The organism is Kribbella sp. NPDC051137, assembly GCF_040682535.1.
Lineage (GTDB): Bacteria > Actinomycetota > Actinomycetes > Propionibacteriales > Kribbellaceae > Kribbella > Kribbella karoonensis.
Genome location: NZ_JBFBBI010000002.1, coordinates 1,367,049 through 1,392,110, shown reverse-complemented (window position 1 = coordinate 1,392,110; position 25,062 = coordinate 1,367,049). Strand labels below are relative to the sequence as shown.

The following is a 25,062-nucleotide window of genomic DNA, read 5'->3' as shown; positions in this document are numbered from 1 at the left end:
CACCGTCGGCTAAGTCTGTCAACGAGACTTAGCTCTCCAGGAGCAAACGTATGAATCTGTTCGGCCGCGGCCGCGATCGCTAGGCTCTCGCGGGGAGGATCGAAGTGAGGCAGTTCAACGCACCGCCGGAATGGCCCGCACCACCGCGACCGGACTGGCGACCGCCGCGTCGCTGGCAACCGCCGGAGACCTGGCCGCCACCGCCCAGGCGCTGGGCGTTCTGGGTCGACGAGGACGGCCGCCCCGTCCGCGGACCGATCGGGCGGTACGGCGGACCCCGCCGCACGACCACGCTCGCGATCGTCGTCGTACCGCTGACGTTGATGGTCGTCGTGTTGCTGAACCCGTTCGGAAACAGCGAGCAGACCAGTACGGCGCCGTTGTACCGGGCCACCCCGGTACCGGCGAGCCCGGTCACACGAACGCCGACGCCGGCACCACGACGTACGGAGCAACCGGTCCGGCTGATCGCCAGTACGCCGACGCCCACGCCCGCCGACGAACGGACCACGGAACGGCGGACGCCGACCCCGATGCCGACCCCGACCCCAACCCCGGCACCGACGCCCACCATGACGCCGACGCCCGCCCCACCAGCGACTCCGGCACAGGTCGTCTACAAGAACTGCGCCGAGGTCCGCGCCGCCGGCAAAGCCCCGCTACGTCGCGGCGACCCCGGCTACACGGAGCAGCTCGATCACAACGGCGACGGCGTGGCCTGCGACCGCGGAAACTCCTGACGGAGCCCCTCGCTCCAGAGTTCCGCGGTCTGGATGATCCAGAACGCCGCGAACAGCACGATCAGCGCGGCCTCGATCCCGAGCACCGCGTGCGCCCATCCGAACAGCTTCGCCCAGGCGACCATCAGCAGCGGTACGACGACCATCGCGACCGCGATCACGGAGTACCGGTTGGCCCGTGACCGCGGTACGTCGTGCTTGCGGCGGAGCTGTTCCGCGTTCACCAGCACGACCACGACGATGCACAGGAACATGACGATCGCCGCCGCGTAGTGCGCGTGCCCGATGAACCCGGACCGGTCGACCAGGAACCAGCCGAGCCCGCCGCCGAAGATCAGCACCGCGACGGCGAGCCCGAGCGCGTACGCCGGAGTCCACGCGCCGGGCTCCCGGAGCCGATCGCGGACGACGAAGTACGCCGTCAGCAGCAGGCACGGTACGCCGACCACGAACAGCGCGAGCATGTTGTTCGCGACGTTCGCCGACGCGTCGCCGAGCACCACCGGCACCGAGTGGCAGGTCCCCTGCCCCGGCGTCGGCACCAGCGCGACACCCGGCGCCAGCATGCCGGCCACGTTCAGCAGGATGTCCTCGATCTCGGTGTTGCCCTTCAGCACCACCATGCAGACGCCGATCGTGATCAGCCCGCCGACGAAGATCGCCCGGACCGGCGTGTAGTAGTACGCGCTGATCGACGTCTGCAGACAGTGCGGGGAGGTCTTCGACCACTCGATCAGCACCGCCGCGGCGAGCATCACGATCATCGCCACCATCGCCATCCGCAGGTAGCGGTACGTCTTGATCGAGTAACCGGCAGGCTCGCTCATCATGGCCCCCTCTGCTGGGCCTACTATCGCACGACGAGCGGCCGGAACGCTGCCTGAATGGTGCTGTTCGTGGCCCGGACGTACTGGTCCGGATCGGGGGCCCCGATGCCGTTGTACGTCGTGTACGAGATCGTTGCCGGGCAGACGGATCCGCTGATCTGCACGGTGGTCTTCTGGATCAGCCGCCCGGTGCGCAGCTCGTACACCTGGACCGGCACCGCGATCTTGTGGAAGGTCACGTAGTGGATGCCGGTGCCGCCACCGACGAACGGCTGGTACGGGCACGTGCGGACGGCTGCTCCCTGGGTGTCATCGCCGGCACAGATCACCATCGCGGCGTTGTCGGCCGTGGTGCCCTTCCACTGCGACGGCAGCTTGCTCGTGTAGTCGGTCGAGCCCGCGAACACCGCGCGGTTGAGGCCGGACCGCAGCTTCGGCGCGGGGCTGTACTTGGCGGGAGTCGAGCAGTAGTCACCGGAGCTGACCAGCTCACGGACGCGGGCCAGCTCGGCCTGGATCTTCGCCTGCAGGATCTCGTAGTCGGCCTTCTTGATCCCCGCCTGCGCGCGGGCGGTCTGCTTGGCGTGCGGGTAGCGCTGCACCAGGAGCACGTAGGTGCTGCGCGCGCCCGTCCAGTCGGAGCTCTTCAACTTGGCGTCGCCGCAGCCGAGCAGCGCGTTCGGCTCGATCTTCGGGACGATCTGCTTCGCCTCGTCGAGCAGGTTGCCGGCCTTGGCCCGCCCGCGCAGCCACTCGGTGATCGCGACCGTCTGGCAGGCGTCTTTCAGCGGCAGCCCGCGCAGGAACTCGTTCAGCGCCGTTCGTGTGGTCGCCTGCTGATCGGGCTGCGCGACGACCGCGGCGAGCATCTCGAATCCCACCTGCAGCCGGGCGGTGTCGGCCTCCGGCCGGGCGCTCCGCAGTACGGCCGCAGCCGCGTCGATCTTGTCGCAGGCGTCGGTATCGGTCTCGACCCGGACCGTCCTCGGCGCCTCGCCGATCCGGTGCCCGACGTTGTACTTCGCCTGCGCCGCGCGGACGCCCGGACAGTCGCCGGCCTGCCGTGCCGCGACGGCGTCCTTGTCGATCCGGTGTACGTCGTACCGCTCGAAGGCCACGCCCCCGAACACGAGGAGCGTGACGCCGAGCGCGACCAGCCGCTTGGTGAGGTTCGCCGTCCGGACGGGGTGGCGCTGGGCCAGGAACCAGCCGTGCACGACCTGGAGCAGGCCCCACCCGATCAGCGCGAACTCGTAGCCTGTCTTCCGTTGCATGCACAGCAGGACGACCAGGACCGCCGTACCGGCGAGGCTGAGGACGCCGAAGAGCCAGCGGCGGATCAGGAAGTACCCGAGACCCAGCAGCGAAGCGTTGCCCAGGGCAACGGCCAGTGGATCACGGGGCCGGCGGTCAGGCAATTTCGGTGCTGGTCCGGGGTACGGCAGGCCCTGCGGGGGCGGATACTGCTGATAGCTCATCGGCACCGCTCTCGGTCACGAACTGGTGGACCAATTGTCACCGCTGAGAGGAGCATCCGCAGCCCGAGTGACCGGTTCCTGTCAGCTGAGCCGGATCGACTTCTTGTTCATGAATTCCTCGATACCGGCCGGGCCGAGTTCGCGGCCGAGGCCCGAGCGTTTGATGCCGCCGAACGGGAGGTCGGCCTGCGAACCGCCGGCCCGGTTGAGGTACACCATGCCGGCGTCGATGCGGTCGGCGACGCGACGGTTGCGCGCCGGGTCGGTGCCCCAGACCGAGGCGCCGAGGCCGAACGGGCTGTCGTTCGCGAGCCGGATCGCGTCGTCCTCGTCGGCGGCCTCGAAGACCGTGACGACCGGACCGAAGATCTCCTCGTAGTACGCGTCCATGGCGGGTGTGACATCGGTGAGCACGGTGGCCTCGAGGTACGCACCGGGCGTGATCCGCCGGCCGCCGGCGCGCAGCGTGGCACCTTGCTCGACGGCCTTCGCGACCTGGGCGGCGACCTCGTCCGCGGCCGCCGCCGATGCGAGCGGAGGCAGGGTGGTCGACGGGTCGGCGGGGTCGCCCGGGACGTAGTACTCGGTGACACGCTTGGTCAGCCGGTCGACGTACTCGTCGTAGAGGTCCGCGAGGACGATCATCCGCTTCGGGGCGTTGCAGGACTGGCCGCAGTTGCGCATCCGCGCGGTCGCGGTGGCGTTCACGGTCTCGTCGAGGTCGTCGGCGTCGAGGATGATCAGCGGATCGGAGCCGCCGAGCTCGAGCACGGTCTTCTTGAGGTTCCGCCCGGCCTCGGCGGCGACCGCGATCCCCGCCTGCTCGCTCCCGGTCAGCGACACCCCGGCGATCCGCGGATCGGCGAGGATCGCCGGGATCTGCCGGCTGGAGGCGAACGTGTTCACGTAGACGTCCTCCGGTACGCCGGCCGCGTGCAGGATCTCCTCGATCGCGCGCGCCGACCGCGGACAGATCGAGGCGTGCTTGAGCAGGATCGTGTTCCCCAGCACGAGGTTCGGCGCCACGAACCGGGCGACCTGGTAGCAGGGGAAGTTCCACGGCATGATCCCGAGCAACGGGCCGATCGGTCCCTTGCTGATGACCGCCGTACCACCCTTGATGTCGAGCATCTCGTCGGCGAGCAACGCCTCCCCGTGCTCCGCGTAGTACCGAAAGATGTCGACGACGACACCGACCTCGCCGAGACCCTCGTTGACCCGCTTCCCCATCTCCAGCGTCATGATCCCCGCCAGCTCCTCGGCCCGCTCCGCGAACAACTCCGCGGCCCGGGCCACCACCCCCGCCCGCTCCCCCACACTCCACTCACGCCACCCCGCGTACGCCCCCGCCACCCGACCGACCGCGGCCGCCACCTCCCCGTCGGTCCAGTTCTCCACTTCCTCCACCAACACCCCACGCGCCGGATCGGTGACCGAGTACATCGACATCCCTCCATCCAGAGAAGCAACTCCACATACTGTATACAGTCTCCTCTCTCGTGTCGCGTGGACGGTACGGCTGGTCTCCAGGTACCTGGTCGAATCCAGCAGCTTCTTCGGCGCCGGCTATTCCTCGCCGTCGAGCGCTGACAGCAGTGCGGCGGGTGTCCAGCCGACTTGGACGCCGGGGGCCGCGTGCAGGTAGTCGACGACCTGGTCGACGGTCCAGGCGTGTGCTTCGACGAGGCCAGTGGCGATCCAGCGCAGGTACGACGCCGTGGGCGCGACAGGCGTACCGATGGTCCCGTGGGTGATCGTGTACATCGGTACGCCGTCCAGGTCGCCCAGGCGGACCACCGTCTCGTAGCGACCGGGGCCGACGGAATGCAGGTGGGCGACGGACGGCAGGATCGCGGCGAGTTCGTGTGCGTAGGCGCCGCCGGGTTCGCGCCACATCTCCTGGGCCGCGACGTCGGCGAACTGGTCCACTGTGAGGAGGTACGCGCGCCCGGCCAGCGAACCGTCGGCGGCCGGGTTGTAGAAGGCGGATCCGCCGCCCCACACCTTCGAGGCACCGCCGAAGACGAGTCCGCCGGGGACCAGTACGCCGGAGGAGCGTGCCGGCGGGGCGGGGTTGCGGCAGCCGGGATACACCCGGGCGCCACCTCGTGGTTGTCCGCCGGACAAGTAGCAGGTGAATCGTGCCAAGGCGAGGTTGGAGCCGTAGGCGACGTACCAGACCTGATCCATGACGCTTGCACCTTCCGTGGGCCAAAGCGTCCAGATTAGGGTGCCGGGAGGCTCCACCCGCCCCGACAAGGAGACCCAGATGCCAGACATCAACCGCCGGAGGTTCCTGCAGCTGGCCGGTGCGTCGGCCGCGTTCGCCGCGATGGCGAACAGCATCGAGCAGGCCGCCGCGATCCCCGCGCACCGCCGGTTCGGCACCGTCCAGGACGTCGAGCACATCGTCGTCCTGATGCAGGAGAACCGGTCGTTCGACCACTACTTCGGCACGCTGAACGGCGTACGCGGGTACGGCGATCCGCGGCCGGTGACACTGCCCAGCGGCAAGCCGACGTTCTACCAGAAGAACGCGCTCGGCCAGGAGATCCTGCCGTTCCGGCCGGAGGCGGACAACCTCGGGCTGCAGTTCATCCAGGACCTCGCGCACAGCTGGCCGGACGCGCACGCGGCGTTCAACGGCGGCCGCTACGACCAGTGGATTCCGGCGAAGACCCCGACCACGATGGCGTACCTGACCCGCGAGGACATCCCGTTCCACTACGCGCTCGCGGACAAGTTCACGCTCTGCGACGCGTACCACTGCTCGTTCATGGGTTCGACCGACCCGAACCGGTACTACATGTGGACCGGGTACACCGGCAACGACGGGACGGGCGGCGGCCCGGTGCTCGGCAACGACGAGGCCGGCTACGGGTGGACGACGTACCCCGAGCGGCTGGAGCAGGCCGGCGTGTCCTGGAAGATCTACCAGGACATCGGCGACGGCCTGGACGGCGACCACGGGTGGGGCTGGATCGACGACGCGTACCGCGGGAACTACGGCGACAACTCGTTGCTGTACTTCGACAACTACCGTAACGCGCAGCCCGGAACCCCTTTGTACGACAAGGCTCGCACGGGGACCGACGCGAAGGCCGGAGAGAGCCTGTTCGCGCAGCTGGCCGCGGACGTGAAGGCGGACCGGCTGCCCGAGATCTCCTGGATCGCCGCGCCCGAGGCGTTCACCGAGCACCCGAACTGGCCGGCGAACTACGGCGCCTGGTACATCTCCCAGGTTCTCGACGCGCTCACCGCGAACCCCGAGGTGTGGAGCAAGACCGCGCTGTTCGTCACGTACGACGAGAACGACGGCTTCTTCGACCACGTCGCACCGCCGTACCCGCCGATGGACGCGAACCAAGGCCTCTCGACCGTTGACCCGGCCCTCGATCTCTACACCGGCGCGAAGGCCGCGCACGGGCAGTACGGCCTCGGCCAGCGGGTGCCGATGATCGTGGTGTCGCCGTGGAGCACCGGCGGGTTCACCTGCTCCGAGGTCTTCGACCACACGTCGATCATCCGGTTCATGGAAACCCGGTTCGGCGTCCACGAGCCGAACATCTCGCCGTGGCGGCGGGCGATCTGCGGCGACCTGACGTCCGCGTTCGACTTCGGGACGTCGGCCACGCAGCCGGCCAGGCTCCCGGACACCAGCGGGTATCAGCCGCCGGACAACAAGCGGCACCCGGACTACGTGCCGACCCCGCCCGCGGTCGGCCAGCTCCCGGCGCAGGAGCGCGGCCGGCGGCTCACCCGTCCGTTGCCCTACGCGCCGATCGTCGACGGAGCCGTTGCCGACAGCAAGTACAAGCTGACCTTCAGCTCGGGCCCGCACGCCGGTGCCCAGTTCCTGATCACGTCCGCGAACCGCACCGACGGCCCGTGGACGTACACCACCGAGGCCGGCAAGACCGTCGCCGACAGCTGGAACCCGATCTACTCGGCCGGCGTCACCGACCTCACCGTCCACGGCCCGAACGGCTTCCTCCGCACCTTCCAGGGCAAGCCCGCCACCGGACTCGAGATCACTGCCCGCGAGAACGCCCGCACCGGCAACCTCGACCTCACGCTGACCACCGACGTGGCCCGCCGCGTCACGATCACCAGCACGTACGGCGGCACCTCGCAGCACCTCGACCTGAAGCCCGGCAAGACCACCCGCACGGTCGCCACCACGACCCGCTGGTACGACGTCTCCGTCACCACCTCCGACGACCCGACCTACCTTCGCCGCTTCGCCGGCCACGTCGAAACCGGCACCCCAGGCATCAGCGACCCGGCTATCAAGACCCACTAGGTCAGCACCGCCAGGCCTGCCAGGCCCAGGTAGACGCCTCCGGTGGTTTGCTGGAGGCGTCTGTGGGCCTGGGCGGAGCGCAGCCGGGTGGAGAAGGCGCCGGCCAGGACGGCGTACGTCGCGTCGCAGCAGGCGGCGAGGAGGACGAAGCAGGTGCCGAGGAGCAGGGCCTGCCCCGGGCCTTCGGCAGGGTGGATGAACTGCGGTAGGAACGCGAGGAAGAACAGGATCGTCTTCGGGTTCAGCAGGTCCACGAGGATGCCGTCGCGGATCATTCGCAGATGGCCGGCCGGGAGGGCGCGGTGCTTCGGGCCGTCGGTCTTCGGCGGGCGGAACTCGCGCACGCCCATCGCCAGCAGGTACGCCGCGCCGGCGTAGCGAATCACCCGGAACAGGTCCGGTGCGGACGCCAGTACCGCGCCGAGTCCGGCGGCGGCCGCGACGACGTGGACGAGGGCGCCGAGTTCCAGGCCGAGCACGGACGCGAGGCCCGCGGTGCGGCCGTGGCGCAGGCTGCAGGTGACGACGTACGCGACCGACGGCCCCGGGATGACGAGCACCACCAGAGCCGCCAGGCAGAAGGACAGGACTGTTGTCCCGCTTGGCATGATCCCCCCGATCAGGGCTTGCGCCCGCTGTCCGGTCGACCGTACGGAACGCCGCTGTCAGTTCGCTGTCAGTCGGCGGCGACCCGATGGATCGGTAAGGTGGATGGCCATATCTCTCGGGGGTGAGATGGGACAGCTCGACATCCGGCTGCTGGGCCCGTTCGAGATCCGTTGCGACGGGCAGGTGCTGCACGTTCCGGGACGCAAGGTGCGGGCGTTGCTGGCGATGCTCGCGCTGAGTTGCGGGCGGACCGTGTCGTTCACGGCACTCGGCGAGGCGCTGTGGCCGGACGATCCGCCGCAGCGGTTGCGGGGCAGCCTGCAGACGTACGTCGGGCGGTTGCGGCGGGTGCTCGGCGACGACGTGATCGGCACCGAGCCGACCGGTTACCGGTTGGACGTCCCGCCGGAGAGTGTCGACGTACTGCGGTTCCATGCCCTGCTCGATGCGGGAGAACCCCAGCAGGCGTTGGCGTTGTGGCGCGGAGAGCCGTTCGGCGGCGCGTTGTCGTCGTGGTTCGACCAGCAGGAGACTCCTGCGCTCGTGGAGCGTTACCTCACCGCGAGGGAGCAGGTGCCGGATATCCCTGCGCTCCAACGGCTCACGGCGCAGTACCCGCTCCGCGAGACGTTGTGGCTGACCTTCCTCACCGCGCTCCGCGACGCAGGACGTCAGGCGGAAGCGCTCAACCACTACGAGTCTGTCCGCCGGCATCTCGCGGAGCAGCTCGGGACCGATCCCTGCCCCGCGCTCCAGTCCCTTCACCGATCACTGCTGACGGACGCTGTACCGACAGGCACTCAGACGGCTGCGCTCACGCGGTTCTTCGGCCGGGACGGGGAGATCGGGCGGGTTGGGCGGCTGTTGACCGGGGCCCGGTTGGTGACGGTGGCCGGGCCGCCCGGCGCCGGGAAGACCCGGTTGGTACGAGAGTTCGTGGGCCGGGTGGCAGCGCCAGTTGTCATGGTGGAGCTGGCAGCGGTGGAGTCGGTGGCGCGTGCGGTGGACGAGGCGCTGGGTGTTCGATCCGACCGCGAGCTGTTGCTGGTGCTCGACAACTGTGAGCACGTCGCCGCCGAAGTCGCGGCGTACGTCGGCCAATTGCTGAAAGACTGCCCGACACTGCGGGTCCTCGCGACCAGTCGGGTGCCGCTCGGTGCGCCGGGCGAGCACGTGTACCGGCTGCCGCCGCTCGCGCATCGCGCCGCAGTGGAACTGTTCACGGATCGCGCCCGACTGGTCAACGCCGACATCACGTTCGACGACACCGTTCACCAGATCTGCCGCCAACTCGACGGTCTCCCGCTCGCGATCGAGCTTGCCGCCGCCTGGAGCCGGGTTCTCTCCGGGCAGCAGGTCCTCGACCGCCTCGCCCCGCTCCTGCACGAGCCGCACGGCCGGCAGACCACGATGCGCGCGGCACTCGACTCCAGCTACCGCCTGCTGCAACCGCCGGCACAACGACTCTTCGGCCACCTCGCCGTCTTCGCCGGCGGCTTCGACCTCGACGCGCTGGAGGCAGTCGCCGAGCACGGGGACCTCCTCACCGCGCTCGCGGTCCTGGTCGACCACTCGCTCGTCCTGACTGAATCCCTCGCGGACGGCCGGATGCGATTCCGCCTGCTGGAACCGGTCCGTCAGTACGCCGTCACCGTCTTCGAGGACGACACCGCCGTACGAGAACGCCACGCGCGCCACTACCTCACCGTCGTACTCCGGGACGACATCCGGCTCCGCGGTCCGGACCGCGCCGCCGCGGTCGTCGACCTGCAGCGTGAAGAGGCCAACGTCCTCGCCGCATTCGCCTGGGCCCGCACCCAGCCCACGGACCTGGCTCTCAGGCTGTCCACCGCGCTCGGCTACTACTCGGAGCACCGCGGTCAGGTCAACGAAGCGCGGCAACGCATCGAGCAGGTCCTCGACCAGGCCCCCACCGAGCCGAAGGTTCTCGCCGCGGCGCACGCCCGCCTCGGCCGGCTCGCCTGGCGGCAGCGCGACTACCCGGCGGCCCGCGACGCGTACGACCACAGCCTCGCCATCCGTCGCGAGCTCGGCGACGAGGACGGTACGGCGCGCAGCCTCCGCGATCTCGCCCTGGTCACGGCGTCCAGCGGCGACACCCATCGTGCGGCCGAGCTCTGCGAGCAGAGCATCGCGATGTTCACCCGCGCGGGCGACGAACGCGGCCGCGGCTGGGCGCTCACCGTCCTGGGCCTGACCCTGTTCGAGAACGACCGTTGGGCGGAGGGCGAAGCGCACTACCGGGCGGCCCTCGCCATCAGCCTGGCCGGCGGCGGCGCGGCGATGAACGTGACCGCCCGCCTGGGCATCGCGTTCTCCGCGGCCGTCGCGGGCGACGTCGACGCACACCGACGGCAGATCGTCGCGGTCGTCGATCAGATCAGCGCGGCCGGCGGCCTGATCGAGGATCCCGAGTGGCTGTGGGCCAGCATGAGCCTGGCCGCGAACGAGGGCCGCACCCGCGCCGCGCTCCGCCTCGCCGGTGCGGCCACCGCGCTGAGCCGCCAGGGCGGCCGGATGTCCGGCACCATGACGAGGTTCTGCGACGCGACCGTCGAACGCCTCCGGCGGCAGACCGGCGGACGGCGCGCCGCCCGGCTGATGTCCGAGGGCCGCAAGCTCACCCAGTCCGAGCTGATCGCCGACGCACTGGCACCACCGACGGTCGACGACCGGCCGTTGAGCCGCCGCGAACTCGAGGTCGCGACCCTGGCCGGACAGGGCCTCGGCAACGACGACATCGCCCGCCGCCTGCGGATCTCCCGCCGTACGGTCGAGACGCACCTCGACCACGTCCGGCAGAAGCTCGATCTGAACAGCCGGTACGAGGTCGTCACGTGGGCGCTGACCCGATCCGGATGATCCCGGATGTGCCCGGTGCGCCGACAGCGTCACGCTGCCGGGTATGAGCTACCTCTTCGGCACCACCAGCGAACTCGCCCGCGAGCAACTCGACTGCCTCGGCAACATCCTGGACGCCCCCACGCAGTGGTGTCTCGAACGCGGGGGCCTGTCCCCCGCCGCGCGCTGCCTGGACGTCGGCGCCGGCTCCGGCCGGATCGCGAACTGGCTGGCCGCCCGCACCCGCGAGGTCGTCGCCCTGGACCTCGACACCTCCGGGTTCCCGGATCTCGCCCCGAACGTCGAGGTCCTTCAGCAGGACGTCCGCGACGGCGTCGCCGGTCCGTACGACCTGATCCACGCCCGCCTGGTGCTGATGCACCTCCCCGAACGCGACCAGGTGTTCGCCGGCCTGGTGGACGCGCTCGCGCCCGGCGGCCGGATCGTGATCGGCGACTTCACCACCCGCCGGCTGCATCCGATCAGTACGCCGAGCCCCGAGGACGAGGCGCTCTGGGCGCGGATGCAGTACCTCTCGCACGAGGTCGGCAGTCCCGCCCGGGGCATCAGCTTCTCGTGGGCGGGCAGTACGGCAGCACGGATGCGGGCCGCCGGGCTCCACGACGTTCACACGATGGAGTACTCCGAGACCACGGCCGGCGGCACCGACGGTTGCCTGCTGCACCGCAATCTCAACCGCCAGGCCGAGCCGCTGCTGCTGTCCGTCGGCGCCACCCCGGACGAGATCGGCCGCTATCGGGAGCTGATGACCGACCCGTCGTTCAGCGCGTGGTTCTACCAGTTCCTGTGTACGTCGGGGACTAGATGATCGGTGCCTCCGGTGCTGTCGTGTCGGCCGGCGTGCTGTCCAGGCGGTCCAGCTCGTCGACGGCGATCCGGGTGGTCCAGCGCTGGTCCGGATCCGGCTGCGGGATCGAGTCGAGCAGCAGTTTCGTGTAGGAGTGCGACGGCTCGTGCATCACCGTCGCCACCGGGCCGCTTTCGACGATCTTGCCCTTGGTGATGACCATCACCTCGCCGCCGAGGTAGTACACCGTGGACAGGTCGTGGGTGATGAACAGCGTCGTCATCCCGTGGTCGCGCTGGAAGTCCAGCAGGATGTCCAGGAAGTGCTTGCGCACCTGGGCGTCCAGCATCGACACCGGCTCGTCGGCGATGATGAACGACGGCTTCAGCATGTGCACGCGGGCCAGCATGATGCGCTGCCGCTGACCGCCGGACAGCTGGTGCGGGTACCGGCCGAGGACGTTCTCCGGCTCCAGCCGGACGGCGCGCAGCGACTCCTCGATCAGCTCCAGCCCCTTGGCCCGGGTGTCGGCCAGCTTGAACTTCTTGACCGCCTTCCACAGCACGCGATCCACCCGGTAGAACGGGTTGAAGATCGCGTACGGGTCCTGGAACACCGGCTGCACGTCGCGCCGGTACTCGTCGTACTCGGCACGGCTCAGCTTGAAGATGTCCTTGCCGCCGTACAGCACCTGTCCGGCGGTGGGCTTCTGCAGGCCGAGCACGTTCCGGGCGATCGTGCTCTTCCCGCTGCCGCTCTGTCCGACCAGGCTGACGATCTGCGGCGGCGACGCGGCCAGCGTGAAGCTGACGTCGTCGACCGCGGTCAGGTAGCCGCCGGGCACGTCCCGGGCGTGGAATCGTTGCTCGACGCCCCGAAGTTCGAGTTCGGACTTCATGAGGCCCTCCTTCCGACCTGCGGGATCGACTCGATCAGCCGGCGGGTGTACGGATCCTGCGGGTCCTTGAACACCTGCCGTACGTCGCCGACCTCGACGAGCTGTCCCTCGTACATCACCGCGACCCGGTCCGCCAGCTGTGCGTGCACGCCCATGTCGTGCGAGATCACCATCAGCGTGACACCGAAGTCCTTGCGCAGGTCGGCCAGCGACTGCAGGATCACCCGCTGGATCGTGACGTCCAGCGCGGTGGTCGGCTCGTCCGCGATCACCAGGTCCGGCTCGAGCGCGACCGCGATCGCCATCAGCACCCGCTGCTTCATCCCGCCGGACAGCTCGTGCGGGAACATCCGGCCGACGCGGGGCTCCAGGCCGACCTGTTCGAGCAGCCGCGGGATCATCTCGCCGAGCGAGTCCTTGCGGTTCGGGGCGTGTTCGAGGATCACGTCCTTGAACTGGTCCTGGATGCGCATCACCGGGTTCAGCGAGCTCATCGAGCCCTGCGGGAGGTACGAGAGCGCGCTCCAGCGCAGGACCCGCAACTGCTCGCCCTGCACCTTCAGCAGGTCGACCGGCGAGTGGCCGGCCGGGTGGAACATCACCGAGCCGCCGGTCACCTTGCCCGGCGCCTTCAGCAACCGCAGCAGCGCGACGGCGAGCGTGCTCTTCCCGCTGCCCGACTCGCCGGCGATGCCGAGGATCTCGCCGCGGTGGACGTCGAGATCGATGCCGCGGACCGCCTTCACGTCGCCGCGGTTGGTGGAGTAGGCGACCTCCAGGCCTTTCACTTCGAGCACGTTATTCACCGGCCACTCCCCTCAGTCGCGGGTTGTAGACCTCTTCGAGGCCGATGTTCACCATGTTCAGCGCCGCGAACAGCAGCGTCAGCAATGCGATCGGGACCACGAACATCGGCCAGGCGCCGAGCGTCAGCGCGCCGGTGCCGATCGCGTTGAAGATGATCTGGCCGAGGTCGATGACCCCGCCCGGCCCGAGGCCGATGATCTCCAGGCCGACCAGGCCGAAGATCGCGCCGAGCGCCGACGACGCGAACCCGACGCCGATGAACGGCAGCAGGTTCGGCAGCAGCTCGGTGACGATGATCTCCACGTCCCGGGACTTGCTGACCCGCGCGAGATCGACGTACGGACGGGTCCGCAGGCTGAGCACCTGGGACCGGATCGTCTTCGCCGCGAACGGCCAGGAGAAGATCGAGATCATCACGCCGACCTGGAACAGGCTGACGTTCTTCGCGTACGCCGACAGCGCGATCAGCAGCGGGAACGTGGGGATGACCAACAGGATCCCGGTGAACGTGGAGAGCACGTTGTCGATCCAGCCGCCCTTGTACCCGGCGACGAACGCCACGATCACACCCGCGACGGTCGAGATCACGCCGGCGATCGCGCCGATCTGCAGGGACACCGAGAGCGCCTTCACGACCATCGCGAACACGTCCCGGCCGAACTGGTCGGTGCCGAACAGGTGCTTCGGTCCCGGCACCAGCCACTTGTCGTACGCCGCCAGCTCGACCGGGTCCTGTCCGCCGCCGATCGCCTTCACGATCAGCGGGCTGAACAAGGCGATCAGGACGAGCACGGCCAGGATGACGAGGCCGGTCGCGAGGCGCCGGCTGTTGCGGATCGTCCGCAGTACCGCGGTCAGTAGTCTCATCGTCATCACTTCCAGTACTTGACCCGCGGGTCGAGCAGCGGGAGCAGGAGGTCGAGGAGCAGCACGGCAGTCAGCACCGAGAAGATCGCGATGTCGGTGACACCCAGGATCGTGTTGAAGTCGAGCTGCTGGATCGCGGTCACCAGCGTGGTGCCGAGACCCGGGTAGTTGAACAGCTGCTCGACCAGCACGTTCCCGTTGAAGATGAACCCCAGCGAGATCCCGAACGCGGTGATCTGCGGCAGGTAGCAGTTCCGCAGCGCGTACCGGGTGAGGATCCGGCGGCCCTTCAGTCCCTTCGCCTCGGCGTACACCAGGTAGTCCTCGCCGAGGATCGGGATCATCAGCATCCGGGTGGACAGGATCCAGCTGAACGTCCCGATGATCACGATCGACAACCCCGGCAGCAACCCGTACTTGAGCACACTGCCGATGAACTGCGGTGTGATCCCCGGACTGATGTTGGAGTCGTACGCCGATCTCGCAGGCAACACGCCCATCGAGTACGCGAAGATGTAGACCAGGATCAGCGCGACGAAGAAGTACGGCACGTGCGAGAGCGCGATCGACAGGTTGGTGGCGATCGCGGAGCCGATCTTGCCGCGCCGCCAGCCGGCGATCGCGCCGATGATCATGCCGAGGATCCAGGCCATCACCGCGGAGATCCCGAGCAGGCCGATGGTCCACGGCAGCGACCGCAGGATGACGGTCTGCGCGGGCGTCGGGTAGTTGATCAGCGAAGGCCCGAGATCGCCGTGCAGGATCAGCTTCTCCATGTACTTGAAGTACTGGGTCAGCAGGTTCCCGTCGAGCCCGAACTCGTGCCGGTACCGGGCGATGAGTTCGGCGCTCGCCTGTGCGTTGTAGACGTAGTTCTGCTGCAGCGTCTGGATCAGCGTCTGGACCGGGTCGCCGGGCATCATCCGGAAGAAGAAGAACGCGATCGTCAGCGCGCCCCACAGCTCGATGAGGTAGAGCCCGAACCTCCGGATGGCGTACGCCGCCAGCGGATGCCGCGACAGCCAGGCCCGCACCCCGGACTGGGGTGCGGAGTCCCGGCTCTTGTCGACAGCTACAACCGGCGGCGCCTCCGCCGTCACGCCGGTCCCTTCTGCCCGGTGGCAGAGATCTTGCCGAGCACGAAGATGAAGTGCGGCCACCAGTTCAGCGGGACCTCGTACAGGTTGTCGTCGGTCGGCCAGTCCTTCCAGAAGGCCGTGTTGAAGTACGACGGGTAGCCGGTCTGGATCGAGGCGAGCAACGGCAACTGCTGGAAGTAGATCTCCAGCGCCTTGTCGAGCAGCGGCTTGGCCTCCGGCGAGTCCGGGTTCATCACACCCAGCTGACCGATGATCTTGTCGAACTCGGGGTTGCGGAACCGCATCTTGTTCTTCTGCGCGGCGTTCTTGCCGATCGGCTGGTACTTGTCGCTGGTCCAGTCGGTGTACAGCTGCACGGGGTCGATCGCGAAACCGGCCCAGTTCGAGTCGATGTCGTACTCGCCGCGCTGGAACTTGTCGTCGTGGACGCTGCCGGCCAGGCTGCGCAGAGTGGCCGGTACGCCGACCTTCCCGAGCTGGGTCTTCAGCAGGTTGGCGATCGCGTACTCCGGGCCGTCGACCGGCGAGACCGTGATGATCTCGAGGTTGATCTCCTTGCCCTTGTACGTCCGCTTGCCGGCCGCGTTCTTCGGCGCGATCTCGTCCAGCATCTGCGTCGCCTTGTCCGGGTTGAACTCGAACTTGTACTTGTTGGCGAGGTCGTCGTTCTTCCACTTGTCGTTGGTCGGGTAGTCCGCCCACGGGTACTGCGCGGGCGGCACCTTCACCGGCCAGATCGAGTTGCCGATCTTCTCCCGGTCGATGCAGTAGTTGATCGCCCAGCGCATCTTCGGCTCCGCCATCACGCCGCGCGCCGGGTCGCAGTTCAGCCAGAAGACCCGTGGGTTCGGGTCGTGGAACTGGGTCGTGACCAGGTTCGGGTAGCCGTTGTTGCGCAGCAGCTTGGCGTGCGGCTCGTCGACCGAGCCGACGTCGAACTCGGCCCGCTCGAACGCCAGCGACGCCTGGTCGAGCTGCTTCGACGTGCTCTGGAACACGACGTACTGCGGCTTGACGTCGAGCTTGTCCTTGTTCCAGTACTTGTCGTCCTTCTCCCAGATGAACATCTTCTGGTTCCGGATCGCCTGCTTCAGCTTGTACGGGCCGGAGCGGACCGGCGGGTTGTCCTTGTACTTCGTCGGGTCCTGCGACTTCCAGATGTGCTCCGGCATGATGTTGTTCGGCGCACCGGAGATCGCGGCGATGAAGTTGTAGTGGAAGCGCGGCGCCGGCTTCAGGAACGTGACCACCGCGGTGTGCGGGTCGGGAACGGCGACCGACTTGACGAACTCCTTCAGGTCGCCGCCGCCGCCGAAGAGGTCCGGGCGGTCCTTCAGCAGCATCACGGTGAACTTGAAGTCGTTCGCGCCCAGCGGCTGGCCGTCGTTCCAGTGTGCCTTCGGGTCGAACTTCAGGGTCAGCTCGGTGAAGGTGTCGTTGTACTTGTACTCCGTCGCCAGCCACGGCGTGAGCTTGCCGGTGGCGAAGCTCAGGAAGAACAGCGGTTCGGTGCTCAGCTCGACGCCGGCGCCCGAAGGCGATCCGTTCGGGATCATCCCGTTGAAGCTGTCGAAGACCGTGTACTCGACCTGGCCGACGATCACCGTCTGGTCCCGCGGGACCGGGATGTTCGCCTTGCCGATCTGGATGGACTTACCGGCGCTGGGCTTGTTGTTGGCGTTCGCCGGTTTGTCGGAGTACGAGCCGCCGCCGGAGCAGGCGGCCAGGAATGCGGTCATCGCGGCCGCGCCTCCTGCGCCGATCATGCTGCGGCGGGACAACTGGTACCGGACGACATCTTCGACGTTCTCGTACTGCGGGCGCGGCGCGTCATTCATGATGAATGTCACCTCCGTTTACGTTGCGTGGACAGGCGGATCACCGACCGAGAGGTGCCACGGACTATAGGTAGCGTTGACAACGTTGACAAGAGTTCGTTCCCACGTTGGAACCGCAACGTCATATCCGCAGATCAGTCGATATACCAACCGATGACAACGTTGCTCGCTCTGGGTAACGCCTCTAGGCGGAAACGCTTCCAAGCGCGATCACGCGGTGTGGTGGGCGGCCGGTTCCGGTCAGTCGAAGATTGCGTCGACCAGAAGTTCGGCCGCCCGGTCCGGTTCGTTGAGAACCGCGCGGATCACGTGCCGGCGGTCCCAGCGGCCGGCGGCCCAGGCGAGGGCCTTCGCGAGGCCGTCGAAGGTGGCGGCGTGCGGCGCGCCGTCGGCGTCCACCCACCACGAGACCTCGACACCGTCGACGGTCAGCTCCTCGTGCTCCCACCAGGTGGCCGGCACCTCGGGGACCAGTTCGCGGACCAGCTCCGGTACGTCGGCCGCCGTACCGTCGCCGTCGATCTTGCCCTCGGCAACCTCTTGGGCGAGCGGTACGTCGAACAGGTCGCCGAGCCCGTCCGCGGCCGCGCCGGAGCCGATCACGAACCCGCCCAGGTCGGCGCGCTGCACCCACATCGGTCCGTCGACGACGACCGCGTGCTCGGCGTCGGTCACCCGGGTGGTGCCGTCGGCGTCGAGGACCCGTACCCGGGCCGGCGCGTCGCCGGGGAAGAGCGCGAGGGTCCCGAGGCGGGCCCAGAGCCGGAGGAGCGCTGCCTCGTCGAGCTCACGGTCCGGGTCGGCGAGCCGTTCGAGGACGAGCGCGAGACCCTCGGCGTCCAGGTCACCGGCGTCGCGGACCAGGCCGACCGCCGTGCGGACCTCCGGGTCGAGGGCTGCGGTCCAGTCCGGCGCTTCGTCGAGGAAGCTCGCGAGGACCGGTTCGGCCTCCGGGTCGGCGCGGCCGGCGAGCAGCTCGCCGTCGTCGAGGCGGACGTGTTCGCGGATCCACCAGGCGGCGTACGACGGTACGCCGAGCGGCCGGTCGTCGGGTCCGACGACGCGGACCTGCGTGACCAGCGCGCGTCGCAGGACGGGGTCGGATCCCAGTATTCGCAGGGCTTCCGGCCAGCTGCCGTCGGTGATCCAGTCGAGGTCGCGGATCGCGTCGAGATCCCCGACGGTCGCGCCGTACGGCGACCCGTCCGGGGCCACGTCGTACGCCCAGTCCTCGATGCCGTCGAGGTCCCGGAGCACTTCCGGGAGGTGGTCCAGGGCGACCTCGGAGGCGGTGACGACGCCGAGGGTGCTGAGCACCCCGATGGCGTTCAACGGGGCCTGCCCGTAGCGCTCGACCAACTCCCCCGCCACGGGCGAAACCTCCGCCGGGTCGAGAACCTGCTGCGCGGCTGACCCCTCGATCACCAGGGCGTTCGCGGGTACCAGCTCACCGGTCGCATCCGGCAACACCAGATCCGACAACCACCACAAGCCCTCAGCCTGCGCCGGATCTGCGGCGATCAGCGCAAGCACTGCATGCGCGACGGGGAGGGTGCCTTCGGCACGGGCGGCCTCGCCGGTCCAGGTTGCCGGGTCGCCGGCCTCCCAGTCCTCGGCCGAGTGTTCGACGGCCGCGCGGATGGCGGGGTCTTCGAGGAGCGAGCGGGCGGTGGCGGGGACGGCGCCGAGGCGTTCGAGGGTCGGGGAAACGGCGTCGGGGTGGACGACGCGGACGCCGTACCGGGTGAAGGCTTCGAGGGTGCTGAGCGGGAGCTCGGGGCCGGGGAGGAGCAGGCCGCGGGCGCCGCGGACCAGGCGGCCGTCGGCGAGCGGGACCGGGAGGGTGCCGAGAGACTCGCGGATCAGCGGGTCGGCGACCATGGTCGCGAGGGACGTGTAGAGGTTGTGCCACCAGCTCGGCGGCTCCTCTCCCCCGAGCTGGTCGACCACCTCGGCAAGCTCGAGCCGCCGTACCTGCAGGGCATCCAGCGCCTGGCGGTCCGCACGCCGCGCGTGGACCAGGCCCGGTACGAGCGGTGCGAGCACCTCGGCGAACTGCTCGTCGGCGCCTTCCACGACGACGGCGTCGCGCGGGCGGACGGCCGCTCCGTCGACGGCCCGCAGGAGAGGTACGCCGGGCAGCACCTCGCGGATCGCGTCCCGCAGCATCCGGTCCACCGCGCCCGCCGCGAGGCCCGTCGGCACCAGCCGCAGTACGTCGTCCCCGTCGTCGAACCGGCGCCGCAGCAGCTCGCCGTACGCCGTCGCCGCTTCCTGCACGAGGCGATCGGTCAACGGGCCCTTCGCGACGTGACGGCGGGTCGAGTCGAGCGGGAACGTTGCCAAGAGCAACGCTTCGAGCGACAGCGGTTCGTCCGTCGGGGTGGGTGCGTGGACGACAGCCCCGTGGAGCTCTGCGGCGGCGTGTGGGAGGGCCCAGACGATCGACCAGGTCGGGCGGGTGCGTTCTTCGGTGGGGCGGTCGGCGAGCAGGGCCTGGCGCTCGGCCGGGGTGAAGACGCCGGAGGTCCGGTGGATGTGCCACCGGGACTCGGCGTTCTCGAGGGTTCGGCGGGTGTCCTCGGTCTCGATCTCGATCCGTTCGAGGCCGGGGAGGGCGAGGAGGAGGGCGTCGTCGGCCTCGGTGAGCAGACGGCGTACCAGCGCGACCGCGGCCTCGTCGCGGAGCGGCAGCAGTACGGCGGTGTCGTAGCCGGCCGGCGGTTCGCCCTCGGCCTCGAACGGCAGCCGCAGCACCGGCACCTGCCCGTCCCGGCGTCGAACCTCCGTCTCCAGCGAAGGCAACTCCGCCACAGCCGCCGCGGTATCGGCCTTGGAGAACCGCACACCCCCGGTCCCCGAAAGAACCACCGGCTCGTCCGTCACCGCCAGCACCGCCGAAAACCCCACGCCAAACCGCCCGACAGCCTCATTGCCGTCACGTTTGGCGGAGGCGCGGAGGGTTGCGAGGGATTGGACACCTTCGGCGTCGAGGGGTGCGCCGGTGTTGGCGACGACGAGCGTGTTGTTGCGGAGCTCGTACAAGACCCGCCCGCGCACGCCCTCCCGCAGCGCCGCATCCGCGGCGTTCTGCGCCAGCTCGATGACCACCCGGTCGGCGTACCCACCGAGCGCAAGTTCCTCCTCGGCGTTCGCGTCCTCCCGGAAGCGCACCGGCGCGGCCGCCCACCCCGCCAGCACCCGCTCGCGGATACCCGCCGTACCGAACACGTCATCTGTCACGGGGGCAGTATGCCGTTATCGTGGTCCGGTGATCGCTTCCGGCAGTCGGTACGTCGCACTCGGCAGCTCGTTCGCGGCCGGGCCGGGGATCAGCCCGATCGTGGATCCGCCCGCGGGCCGGTCCGGCAACAACTACGCGCACCTGGTCGCCGCCGAGCTGGGCCTCGACCTCGTCGACGTCTCGTACTCGGGCGCCACCACCGCGCACCTCATCGACACCCGCCAGGACGACGCACCGCCGCAACTCGACGCACTCACCCCGGACACCGCGCTGATCACGATCACCTGCGGCGGGAACGACCTCGAGTACGTCGGCACGTTCCTGCGCGGCAGCTTCCTGAACACGATCGCCAAACCCGCGACGATCCTCGGCCGCCGGGTCGCGAACCGGATCCGCGCGCGGGTCAGTTACCTCAAGGACGACGCGTCGTACCAGGCCGTCACCGACTCGCTGACCACGGTCGTCGAGCGCGCCCGCGAACGGTCGCCCGAAGCGCGGATCCTGCTCGTCGACTACCTCAGCCTGGTCGGTCCGGCGACCCGCCCGCGTCTCGACGTACCGCTGAACGAGGAGCAGCTCCCGAGCATCGCGATGATGGCCGACGGACTCGCGGCCGCGTTCGCGAAGGCAGCCGCCGCGGCCGGCGCGGACCTGGTCGCCGCGTCGGCGGCGAGCCGCGACCACGCGATCGGCTCGGCGGAGCCGTGGACCACCGGGTTCACGATGCTGCCGCCGAACCTCGGCGGTTTCGTCCCGTACCACCCGAACGCGGCCGGTATGCGGGCCGTCGCCGACCTGATCGTGGAGACGCTCGGGTCATGAAGGTGCGCGAGGCAACGACCGCGGACGTCGACACGGCGGTCGACACGCTGACGCAGGCCTTGCTCGACTACCCGATGACCCGCGCCTGCCTCGACCCGGACGGGTACGTCGACCGGCTCACGCAGTACCACCGGCTGTTCGTCGAGGCGATCGGGATCCCGCACGGCCGCGTCTGGGTGACCGACGACGTCCGCGCGGTCGCGGTCTGGCTGCCACCGGACCTCGCGGCGGACGCGTTCGAACCGCACAGCACGGCGTTCCGGGAGATCGCCGGATCACGGGCCGAGCTCACCGCGGAGTACGGCCAGGCGATCGCGCTCTTCCATCCGCGCACCCCGTCCTGGCTACTCGCGCTCGCCGCCGTACACCCGGACCACCAACGCCAGGGACTCGGCCACGCCGTCATCGAGCCCGGACTGGCGGTCGCCGATGCGGCCCACTCCCCCACGTTCGTGGAAACCCAGGACCCGGCGAACGTCGGCTTCTACGAGTCCTTCGGCTTCACGGTCATCGCCGAACTGGAACTCCCCCACAACGGCCCGATGCACTACGCCCTCTACCGGCCGGCACAACCATGAGCACCCAGGTCTGGGACGCGTCCGTGATCGGCTGGCGCCGCTTGGCCGAGCGGCCAGGTGTGTTCGTGTGGGAACGGCACGGCGACGCCGACTGCTTCTGGTGGACCGGTAGTCCCGGCAGGATCGCCCATCAGCTGTTCCTGAGTGCGCCGTCGGCCGAGATCCTGACCCGTTCGGTGCACGAGGCGCTGCAGACCCGCCGCGACGGCGGTGACGTCTGCCTCCGCATCCTCGACCGCGAGGATCTCGCCGCGGCGCTCGACGGATTCCGGCCGAAGTCCTCGAACACGGCTCCACTGATGCTCTGCGACCTTGCCGACCGCCCGACGGCAGCGCGTCCGGAGTTCAGGTCCGCGATCATCAGCGACTCCGACGAGCGAGCGCGGCTGCTGCGCATGGTGGGCGGCGTGTACGACGACCCGGACGGCCTGACCGCGTTCTTCCACGGGGCCGGCGACATCGTCGGAGTGTTCGACGGCGAGCGGCTGGTCTCGTCGGCGACCGTCGTGACGGCCGGGGACACTGCGAACATCTGGTCGGTTGCCACCGCTGAAGAGGAGCGCGGACGCGGCGCCGCCTCCGCTGTCGTCGCCGCGGCGCTGGATCACGCGGTCGCCGCCGGCTGTTCGCACGCCGCGCTCGGCACCTCGGACGAGCTGGTCCCTTGGTACGGCCGGTTCGGGTTCACCGAGGTCGGCCGGGAGCGCAGCGCGGTCGTCACGAACTGATCGTCCGCCACCCGGCGAACAGCAGGCGCCAACGCCGACGTACCGGCTGCCCGTTGCCGGCCCGGTGCCCGCGCAGCAGCTTGCTGTCGTCGGTCCGCCGACCGGCGGGCTCGCTGAGACCGTGCGGGTGTTCGCGGCCGTCCTTCGCGAAGTGGCTCAGTGACACCATCAGGTTGAGGGGTTCCATCGGTCTGTCCTTTCTCGACGCCTACACGGGTACGTCGGACGCGACCGCCGGAACTTGACATGTTCCGGCTAGGAATCTTCCTCAGTGGCGAGCACGAGCAGCCGGAGCAGGTCGTTCAGCTGCGTGCGCTGGTCCGTCGGCAGCTGGTGGATCAGCTCGTTCTCGACGCGCAGGATGTCCCCGATTCCGCGCTCCCAGAGCTCGTTCCCCGCCCGGGTCAGCGTTGCCGTCACCTTGCGCCGGTCGTCCCGATCGTGTGTGCGCTCGACGTACCCGCGCCGCTCGAGCGCGTCCAGCCGGTTGGTCAGCGCGGCCGGCGACATCCCCAGCTGCCGCGCGAGCTGACCCGGCGTCGCACGGTACGGCGCACCTCCGCGGCGCAGCATGTGCAGCGTCTTGAACTCCCACAGCTGCAGCCCGTACTCCGCCAGCACGGCCTCCCGCCGGCGCTCCAAGTACCGCGTCACCACCTGCAGGCGGACCGTGATCCCCTCGACGTCCCGGTCGAGGTCCGCCAGCTCTCCTGCCCAGAGGTCGACGTGCGTGTCCACAAAGTCCTTCACCCGGAGAACTTTTCAGCAGCTGAAGATTAGTTGTCAAATGTTTCGATGTCGAAATACCTTTTCGTCATGAACTCTGTCGAAGCCGTTGTCACCGCCGCCACCAAGCTGATGCTCGCCGGTCACTGGACCGCCGCGACCGAGCTCCTCGACGCCACCAGGTCCGACGACCCCGCGGAGCAGCACTCCCTCGCGCTCGCCCGCGCCGCGGTCGCCGTCGACCACGACTTCGGTCAGCAGTCCGACCACGCCACGGCCGCGCTCGCCGCCGTACCCGAGGACTCGTGGGACCTCGCGCTGCTCGAGCTCCGCAAGGACTACGCGGACGCGCTCTTCCGCTCCGGGGACGGCGACCTCCGCGACCGGATGCTCACGTTGGTCGGGGACGCCCCTGACGACGCGCGACGAGCCGCGGCGAGCTTCTGGGCCGGCGCGATCGCCGACAACGTGTACGAACAGCCTGCGGAGGCGATCGAGCACTACACCCACGCGCTGGAGCTGGGCGACGAGCTGACGAAAGCACAGGCGCTTCGGCATCTCGGACATCACTCACATGCCGCCGGGAACCTGGAGCTCGCACGAGAGCAGTGGGAGCAGTCGACCGAGCTCCTGCAGAAGCACGGACACCTCCGTCCGGCACTCGCCCAGCAGGCGCACCTCGCGATCCTGCTCCGCGACGAGGGCGACGCCGACGGATCAGCGGCGCTCGCGACCGAGGTGACCCGCTGGGCCCGTCAGCTCGGCATCGGGTTCATCGTCGACCAGACGGAAGAGCTGATGAGGGACCTGATGGTACGGCGAACGCCGCAGGAACGCCCGCGCTGAAGGCGACGTGATCCGGGGCCCGGTCCGGCGGCGTGAGGCCGACCGACAGCAGCAGACTGTCCGCGTCCAAGGTGGTCAGCGTCGCGTCGTGCAGGATCCAGGGTGGGTGCTCGTTCGGGAGGTACCAAGTGCGTCCGGCCCGATGGACATGCAGTCCCCAGCGAGCAGTGAGGAAGTCCTCAAGTGGACCGATCGGGAGGCGTTCGCCCATGTCCACGCCGACGGTCGCATGGGCGCCGGAGGCGCGGACCGTCGAGCTGTAGTCGTGGTGGTTGCCGTCGCGTTCGTGCGCCATCCGCGCCCAGCGGTACGGCAGCCCGAAGACGGTCCGCGCCGCCGCCACGACCGCGAGCCGGTCCGCGTCCAGGCTCAGGAACACGACTCCACGCCGGCCGGTCTCGTCGACGGAGTACAGCCGGAGGTTGGTCTCCAGGAACGAGCCGACGTACGGAACACCCGGCCCGCGCGGCAGCCCGGTGCCGACCATCCGGAACGGCACCAGCCCGACGTACGTCCGTCCCTCGAAGGTGTCCGGACGGGTCCCGGGTGGGAAGCACTGCGCGACGTCCGCGGGCTCGAAAGCCCAATGCACGAAGGTGAGATCGAGCCACCGCTGTCGCAGGATCCGCGGCCGCGGCAACGGCGGCGCGGCCGGCCAGCTCACTCCGCGCTCGGCCGGACCTCGCAGGTCGGCCGGCCGTCGTTCAGCTCGCACACCAGGAACCCGTCGGTGCCCGGCTTCCACGGCATGATCGCGTCACCCGCGATCAGCGCGTCCAGGGTCTGCAGCCCCGGGTCCCGCTGCTCCGCATGGTGGCGGTAACCGGCCGCGCCCAGCGCGAGCGCGATCGCCATCCCGAGCAGGTTCACCTCGGTCGGCTGCTCCGGGACGGTGGTCCCGTCGACCGGCTCCAGCTTGATGCCGTGCTCGGGCACCTCGACGATCCGTGCGACGTACTTCATGACGTCGAGCGTAGCGGT

Annotated in this window: 23 protein-coding genes; 8 read left to right on the top strand and 15 right to left on the bottom strand. The window is 69.3% G+C overall.

Translation table 11 applies throughout. The features are described 5' to 3' along the window. The first annotated feature begins 104 nt into the window (after window positions 1-104). Complete coding sequence (locus AB0M51_RS14155; protein ID WP_344187393.1) at window positions 105-740, top strand: excalibur calcium-binding domain-containing protein; 636 nt, start codon at window positions 105-107, stop codon at window positions 738-740. On the opposite strand, the gene AB0M51_RS14150 is transcribed toward AB0M51_RS14155, so the two are convergent. The 4 genes from AB0M51_RS14150 to AB0M51_RS14135 form a co-directional block, all read right to left on the bottom strand. Then, complete coding sequence (locus tag AB0M51_RS14150; RefSeq protein WP_344187394.1) at window positions 698-1,567, bottom strand: hypothetical protein; 870 nt, start codon at window positions 1,565-1,567, stop codon at window positions 698-700. The genes AB0M51_RS14155 and AB0M51_RS14150 overlap by 43 nt on opposite strands. 23 nt (window positions 1,568-1,590) lie before the next feature. Further along, window positions 1,591-3,045 (bottom strand): hypothetical protein, encoded by a 1,455-nt coding sequence (locus AB0M51_RS14145; protein WP_363749448.1) that lies wholly within the window; start codon window positions 3,043-3,045, stop codon window positions 1,591-1,593. Between the two features lie 81 nt (window positions 3,046-3,126). Beyond that, window positions 3,127-4,494 carry an NAD-dependent succinate-semialdehyde dehydrogenase gene (locus AB0M51_RS14140; RefSeq protein ID WP_344187396.1) on the bottom strand — a complete coding sequence of 456 codons (1,368 nt, stop codon included), beginning with the start codon at window positions 4,492-4,494 and terminating at the stop codon, window positions 3,127-3,129. A 117-nt stretch (window positions 4,495-4,611) separates the two neighbouring features. Beyond that, entirely contained in the window at window positions 4,612-5,235 is a 624-nt protein-coding gene (locus AB0M51_RS14135; protein ID WP_344187397.1) for a histone deacetylase, read from the bottom strand. A gap of 79 nt (window positions 5,236-5,314) precedes the next feature. Between AB0M51_RS14135 and AB0M51_RS14130 the strand changes: the two genes are divergently transcribed. Beyond that, window positions 5,315-7,348 carry a phosphocholine-specific phospholipase C gene (locus AB0M51_RS14130; RefSeq protein WP_344187398.1) on the top strand — a complete coding sequence of 678 codons (2,034 nt, stop codon included), beginning with the start codon at window positions 5,315-5,317 and terminating at the stop codon, window positions 7,346-7,348. Here the strand turns inward: AB0M51_RS14130 and AB0M51_RS14125 are convergent. After that, window positions 7,345-7,956 carry a LysE family translocator gene (locus AB0M51_RS14125; RefSeq protein WP_344187399.1) on the bottom strand — a complete coding sequence of 204 codons (612 nt, stop codon included), beginning with the start codon at window positions 7,954-7,956 and terminating at the stop codon, window positions 7,345-7,347. The genes AB0M51_RS14130 and AB0M51_RS14125 overlap by 4 nt on opposite strands. 127 nt (window positions 7,957-8,083) lie before the next feature. On the opposite strand from AB0M51_RS14125, the gene AB0M51_RS14120 reads away from it, so the two are divergent. Together AB0M51_RS14120 and AB0M51_RS14115 are read left to right on the top strand one after the other, a co-directional pair. Continuing rightward, window positions 8,084-10,840, top strand: a complete 2,757-nt coding sequence (locus tag AB0M51_RS14120; RefSeq protein ID WP_344187400.1) for a BTAD domain-containing putative transcriptional regulator — start codon at window positions 8,084-8,086, stop codon at window positions 10,838-10,840. 43 nt (window positions 10,841-10,883) lie between these two features. Further along, the gene (locus AB0M51_RS14115; protein ID WP_363749447.1) at window positions 10,884-11,648 is read left to right on the top strand and encodes a class I SAM-dependent methyltransferase; all 765 of its coding nucleotides are present in this window, start codon (window positions 10,884-10,886) and stop codon (window positions 11,646-11,648) included. Here the strand turns inward: AB0M51_RS14115 and AB0M51_RS14110 are convergent. From AB0M51_RS14110 to AB0M51_RS14085, 6 genes are all read right to left on the bottom strand, one after another. Beyond that, window positions 11,641-12,525, bottom strand: a complete 885-nt coding sequence (locus tag AB0M51_RS14110; RefSeq protein WP_344187402.1) for an ABC transporter ATP-binding protein — start codon at window positions 12,523-12,525, stop codon at window positions 11,641-11,643. The two genes, AB0M51_RS14115 and AB0M51_RS14110, sit on opposite strands and share 8 nt — an antisense overlap. Beyond that, window positions 12,522-13,331, bottom strand: coding sequence for an ABC transporter ATP-binding protein (locus tag AB0M51_RS14105; protein ID WP_344187403.1), 810 nt, complete (start codon window positions 13,329-13,331; stop codon window positions 12,522-12,524). Before AB0M51_RS14105 ends, AB0M51_RS14110 begins: the two co-directional genes overlap by 4 nt. Next, a complete protein-coding gene (locus AB0M51_RS14100) occupies window positions 13,324-14,199 on the bottom strand; it encodes an ABC transporter permease (protein ID WP_344187404.1) in 876 nt (291 codons plus the stop codon). The genes AB0M51_RS14105 and AB0M51_RS14100 overlap by 8 nt, the downstream gene beginning before the upstream one ends. A 5-nt stretch (window positions 14,200-14,204) precedes the next feature. Next, on the bottom strand, window positions 14,205-15,299 hold the full coding sequence (locus tag AB0M51_RS14095) for an ABC transporter permease (RefSeq protein WP_344187405.1): 1,095 nt from the start codon (window positions 15,297-15,299) through the stop codon (window positions 14,205-14,207). Beyond that, complete coding sequence (locus tag AB0M51_RS14090) at window positions 15,296-17,137, bottom strand: ABC transporter substrate-binding protein (protein WP_344187406.1); 1,842 nt, start codon at window positions 17,135-17,137, stop codon at window positions 15,296-15,298. The genes AB0M51_RS14095 and AB0M51_RS14090 overlap by 4 nt, the downstream gene beginning before the upstream one ends. A 240-nt stretch (window positions 17,138-17,377) precedes the next feature. Next, entirely contained in the window at window positions 17,378-20,380 is a 3,003-nt protein-coding gene (locus AB0M51_RS14085) for a hypothetical protein (RefSeq protein WP_344187407.1), read from the bottom strand. 28 nt (window positions 20,381-20,408) lie between these two features. On the opposite strand from AB0M51_RS14085, the gene AB0M51_RS14080 reads away from it, so the two are divergent. Genes AB0M51_RS14080 through AB0M51_RS14070 form a run of 3 tightly spaced genes read left to right on the top strand, consistent with a single transcriptional unit; the run spans window position 20,409 to window position 22,509 of the window. Beyond that, complete coding sequence (locus tag AB0M51_RS14080; protein WP_344187408.1) at window positions 20,409-21,203, top strand: SGNH/GDSL hydrolase family protein; 795 nt, start codon at window positions 20,409-20,411, stop codon at window positions 21,201-21,203. Then, window positions 21,200-21,781, top strand: coding sequence for a GNAT family N-acetyltransferase (locus AB0M51_RS14075; protein ID WP_344187409.1), 582 nt, complete (start codon window positions 21,200-21,202; stop codon window positions 21,779-21,781). The genes AB0M51_RS14080 and AB0M51_RS14075 overlap by 4 nt, the downstream gene beginning before the upstream one ends. Then, window positions 21,778-22,509 (top strand): GNAT family N-acetyltransferase, encoded by a 732-nt coding sequence (locus AB0M51_RS14070; protein WP_344187410.1) that lies wholly within the window; start codon window positions 21,778-21,780, stop codon window positions 22,507-22,509. The genes AB0M51_RS14075 and AB0M51_RS14070 overlap by 4 nt, the downstream gene beginning before the upstream one ends. Here the strand turns inward: AB0M51_RS14070 and AB0M51_RS14065 are convergent. After that, window positions 22,499-22,696: a hypothetical protein gene (locus tag AB0M51_RS14065; protein WP_344187411.1), complete on the bottom strand. Its 198-nt coding sequence runs from the start codon at window positions 22,694-22,696 to the stop codon at window positions 22,499-22,501. The two genes, AB0M51_RS14070 and AB0M51_RS14065, sit on opposite strands and share 11 nt — an antisense overlap. A gap of 68 nt (window positions 22,697-22,764) precedes the next feature. Continuing rightward, window positions 22,765-23,259 carry a MarR family transcriptional regulator gene (locus AB0M51_RS14060; protein WP_344187412.1) on the bottom strand — a complete coding sequence of 165 codons (495 nt, stop codon included), beginning with the start codon at window positions 23,257-23,259 and terminating at the stop codon, window positions 22,765-22,767. Window positions 23,260-23,325: 66 nt separating this feature from the next. Here AB0M51_RS14060 and AB0M51_RS14055 point away from each other — a divergent pair, with 66 nt between their 5' ends. Continuing rightward, complete coding sequence (locus tag AB0M51_RS14055; protein WP_344187413.1) at window positions 23,326-24,081, top strand: hypothetical protein; 756 nt, start codon at window positions 23,326-23,328, stop codon at window positions 24,079-24,081. Here the strand turns inward: AB0M51_RS14055 and AB0M51_RS14050 are convergent. Both AB0M51_RS14050 and AB0M51_RS14045 read right to left on the bottom strand, forming a co-directional pair. Beyond that, window positions 24,008-24,796, bottom strand: a complete 789-nt coding sequence (locus tag AB0M51_RS14050; protein WP_344187414.1) for a DUF2071 domain-containing protein — start codon at window positions 24,794-24,796, stop codon at window positions 24,008-24,010. The two genes, AB0M51_RS14055 and AB0M51_RS14050, sit on opposite strands and share 74 nt — an antisense overlap. Next, window positions 24,742-25,044 carry a hypothetical protein gene (locus tag AB0M51_RS14045; protein ID WP_344187415.1) on the bottom strand — a complete coding sequence of 101 codons (303 nt, stop codon included), beginning with the start codon at window positions 25,042-25,044 and terminating at the stop codon, window positions 24,742-24,744. The genes AB0M51_RS14050 and AB0M51_RS14045 overlap by 55 nt, the downstream gene beginning before the upstream one ends. Window positions 25,045-25,062 lie beyond the last annotated feature (18 nt).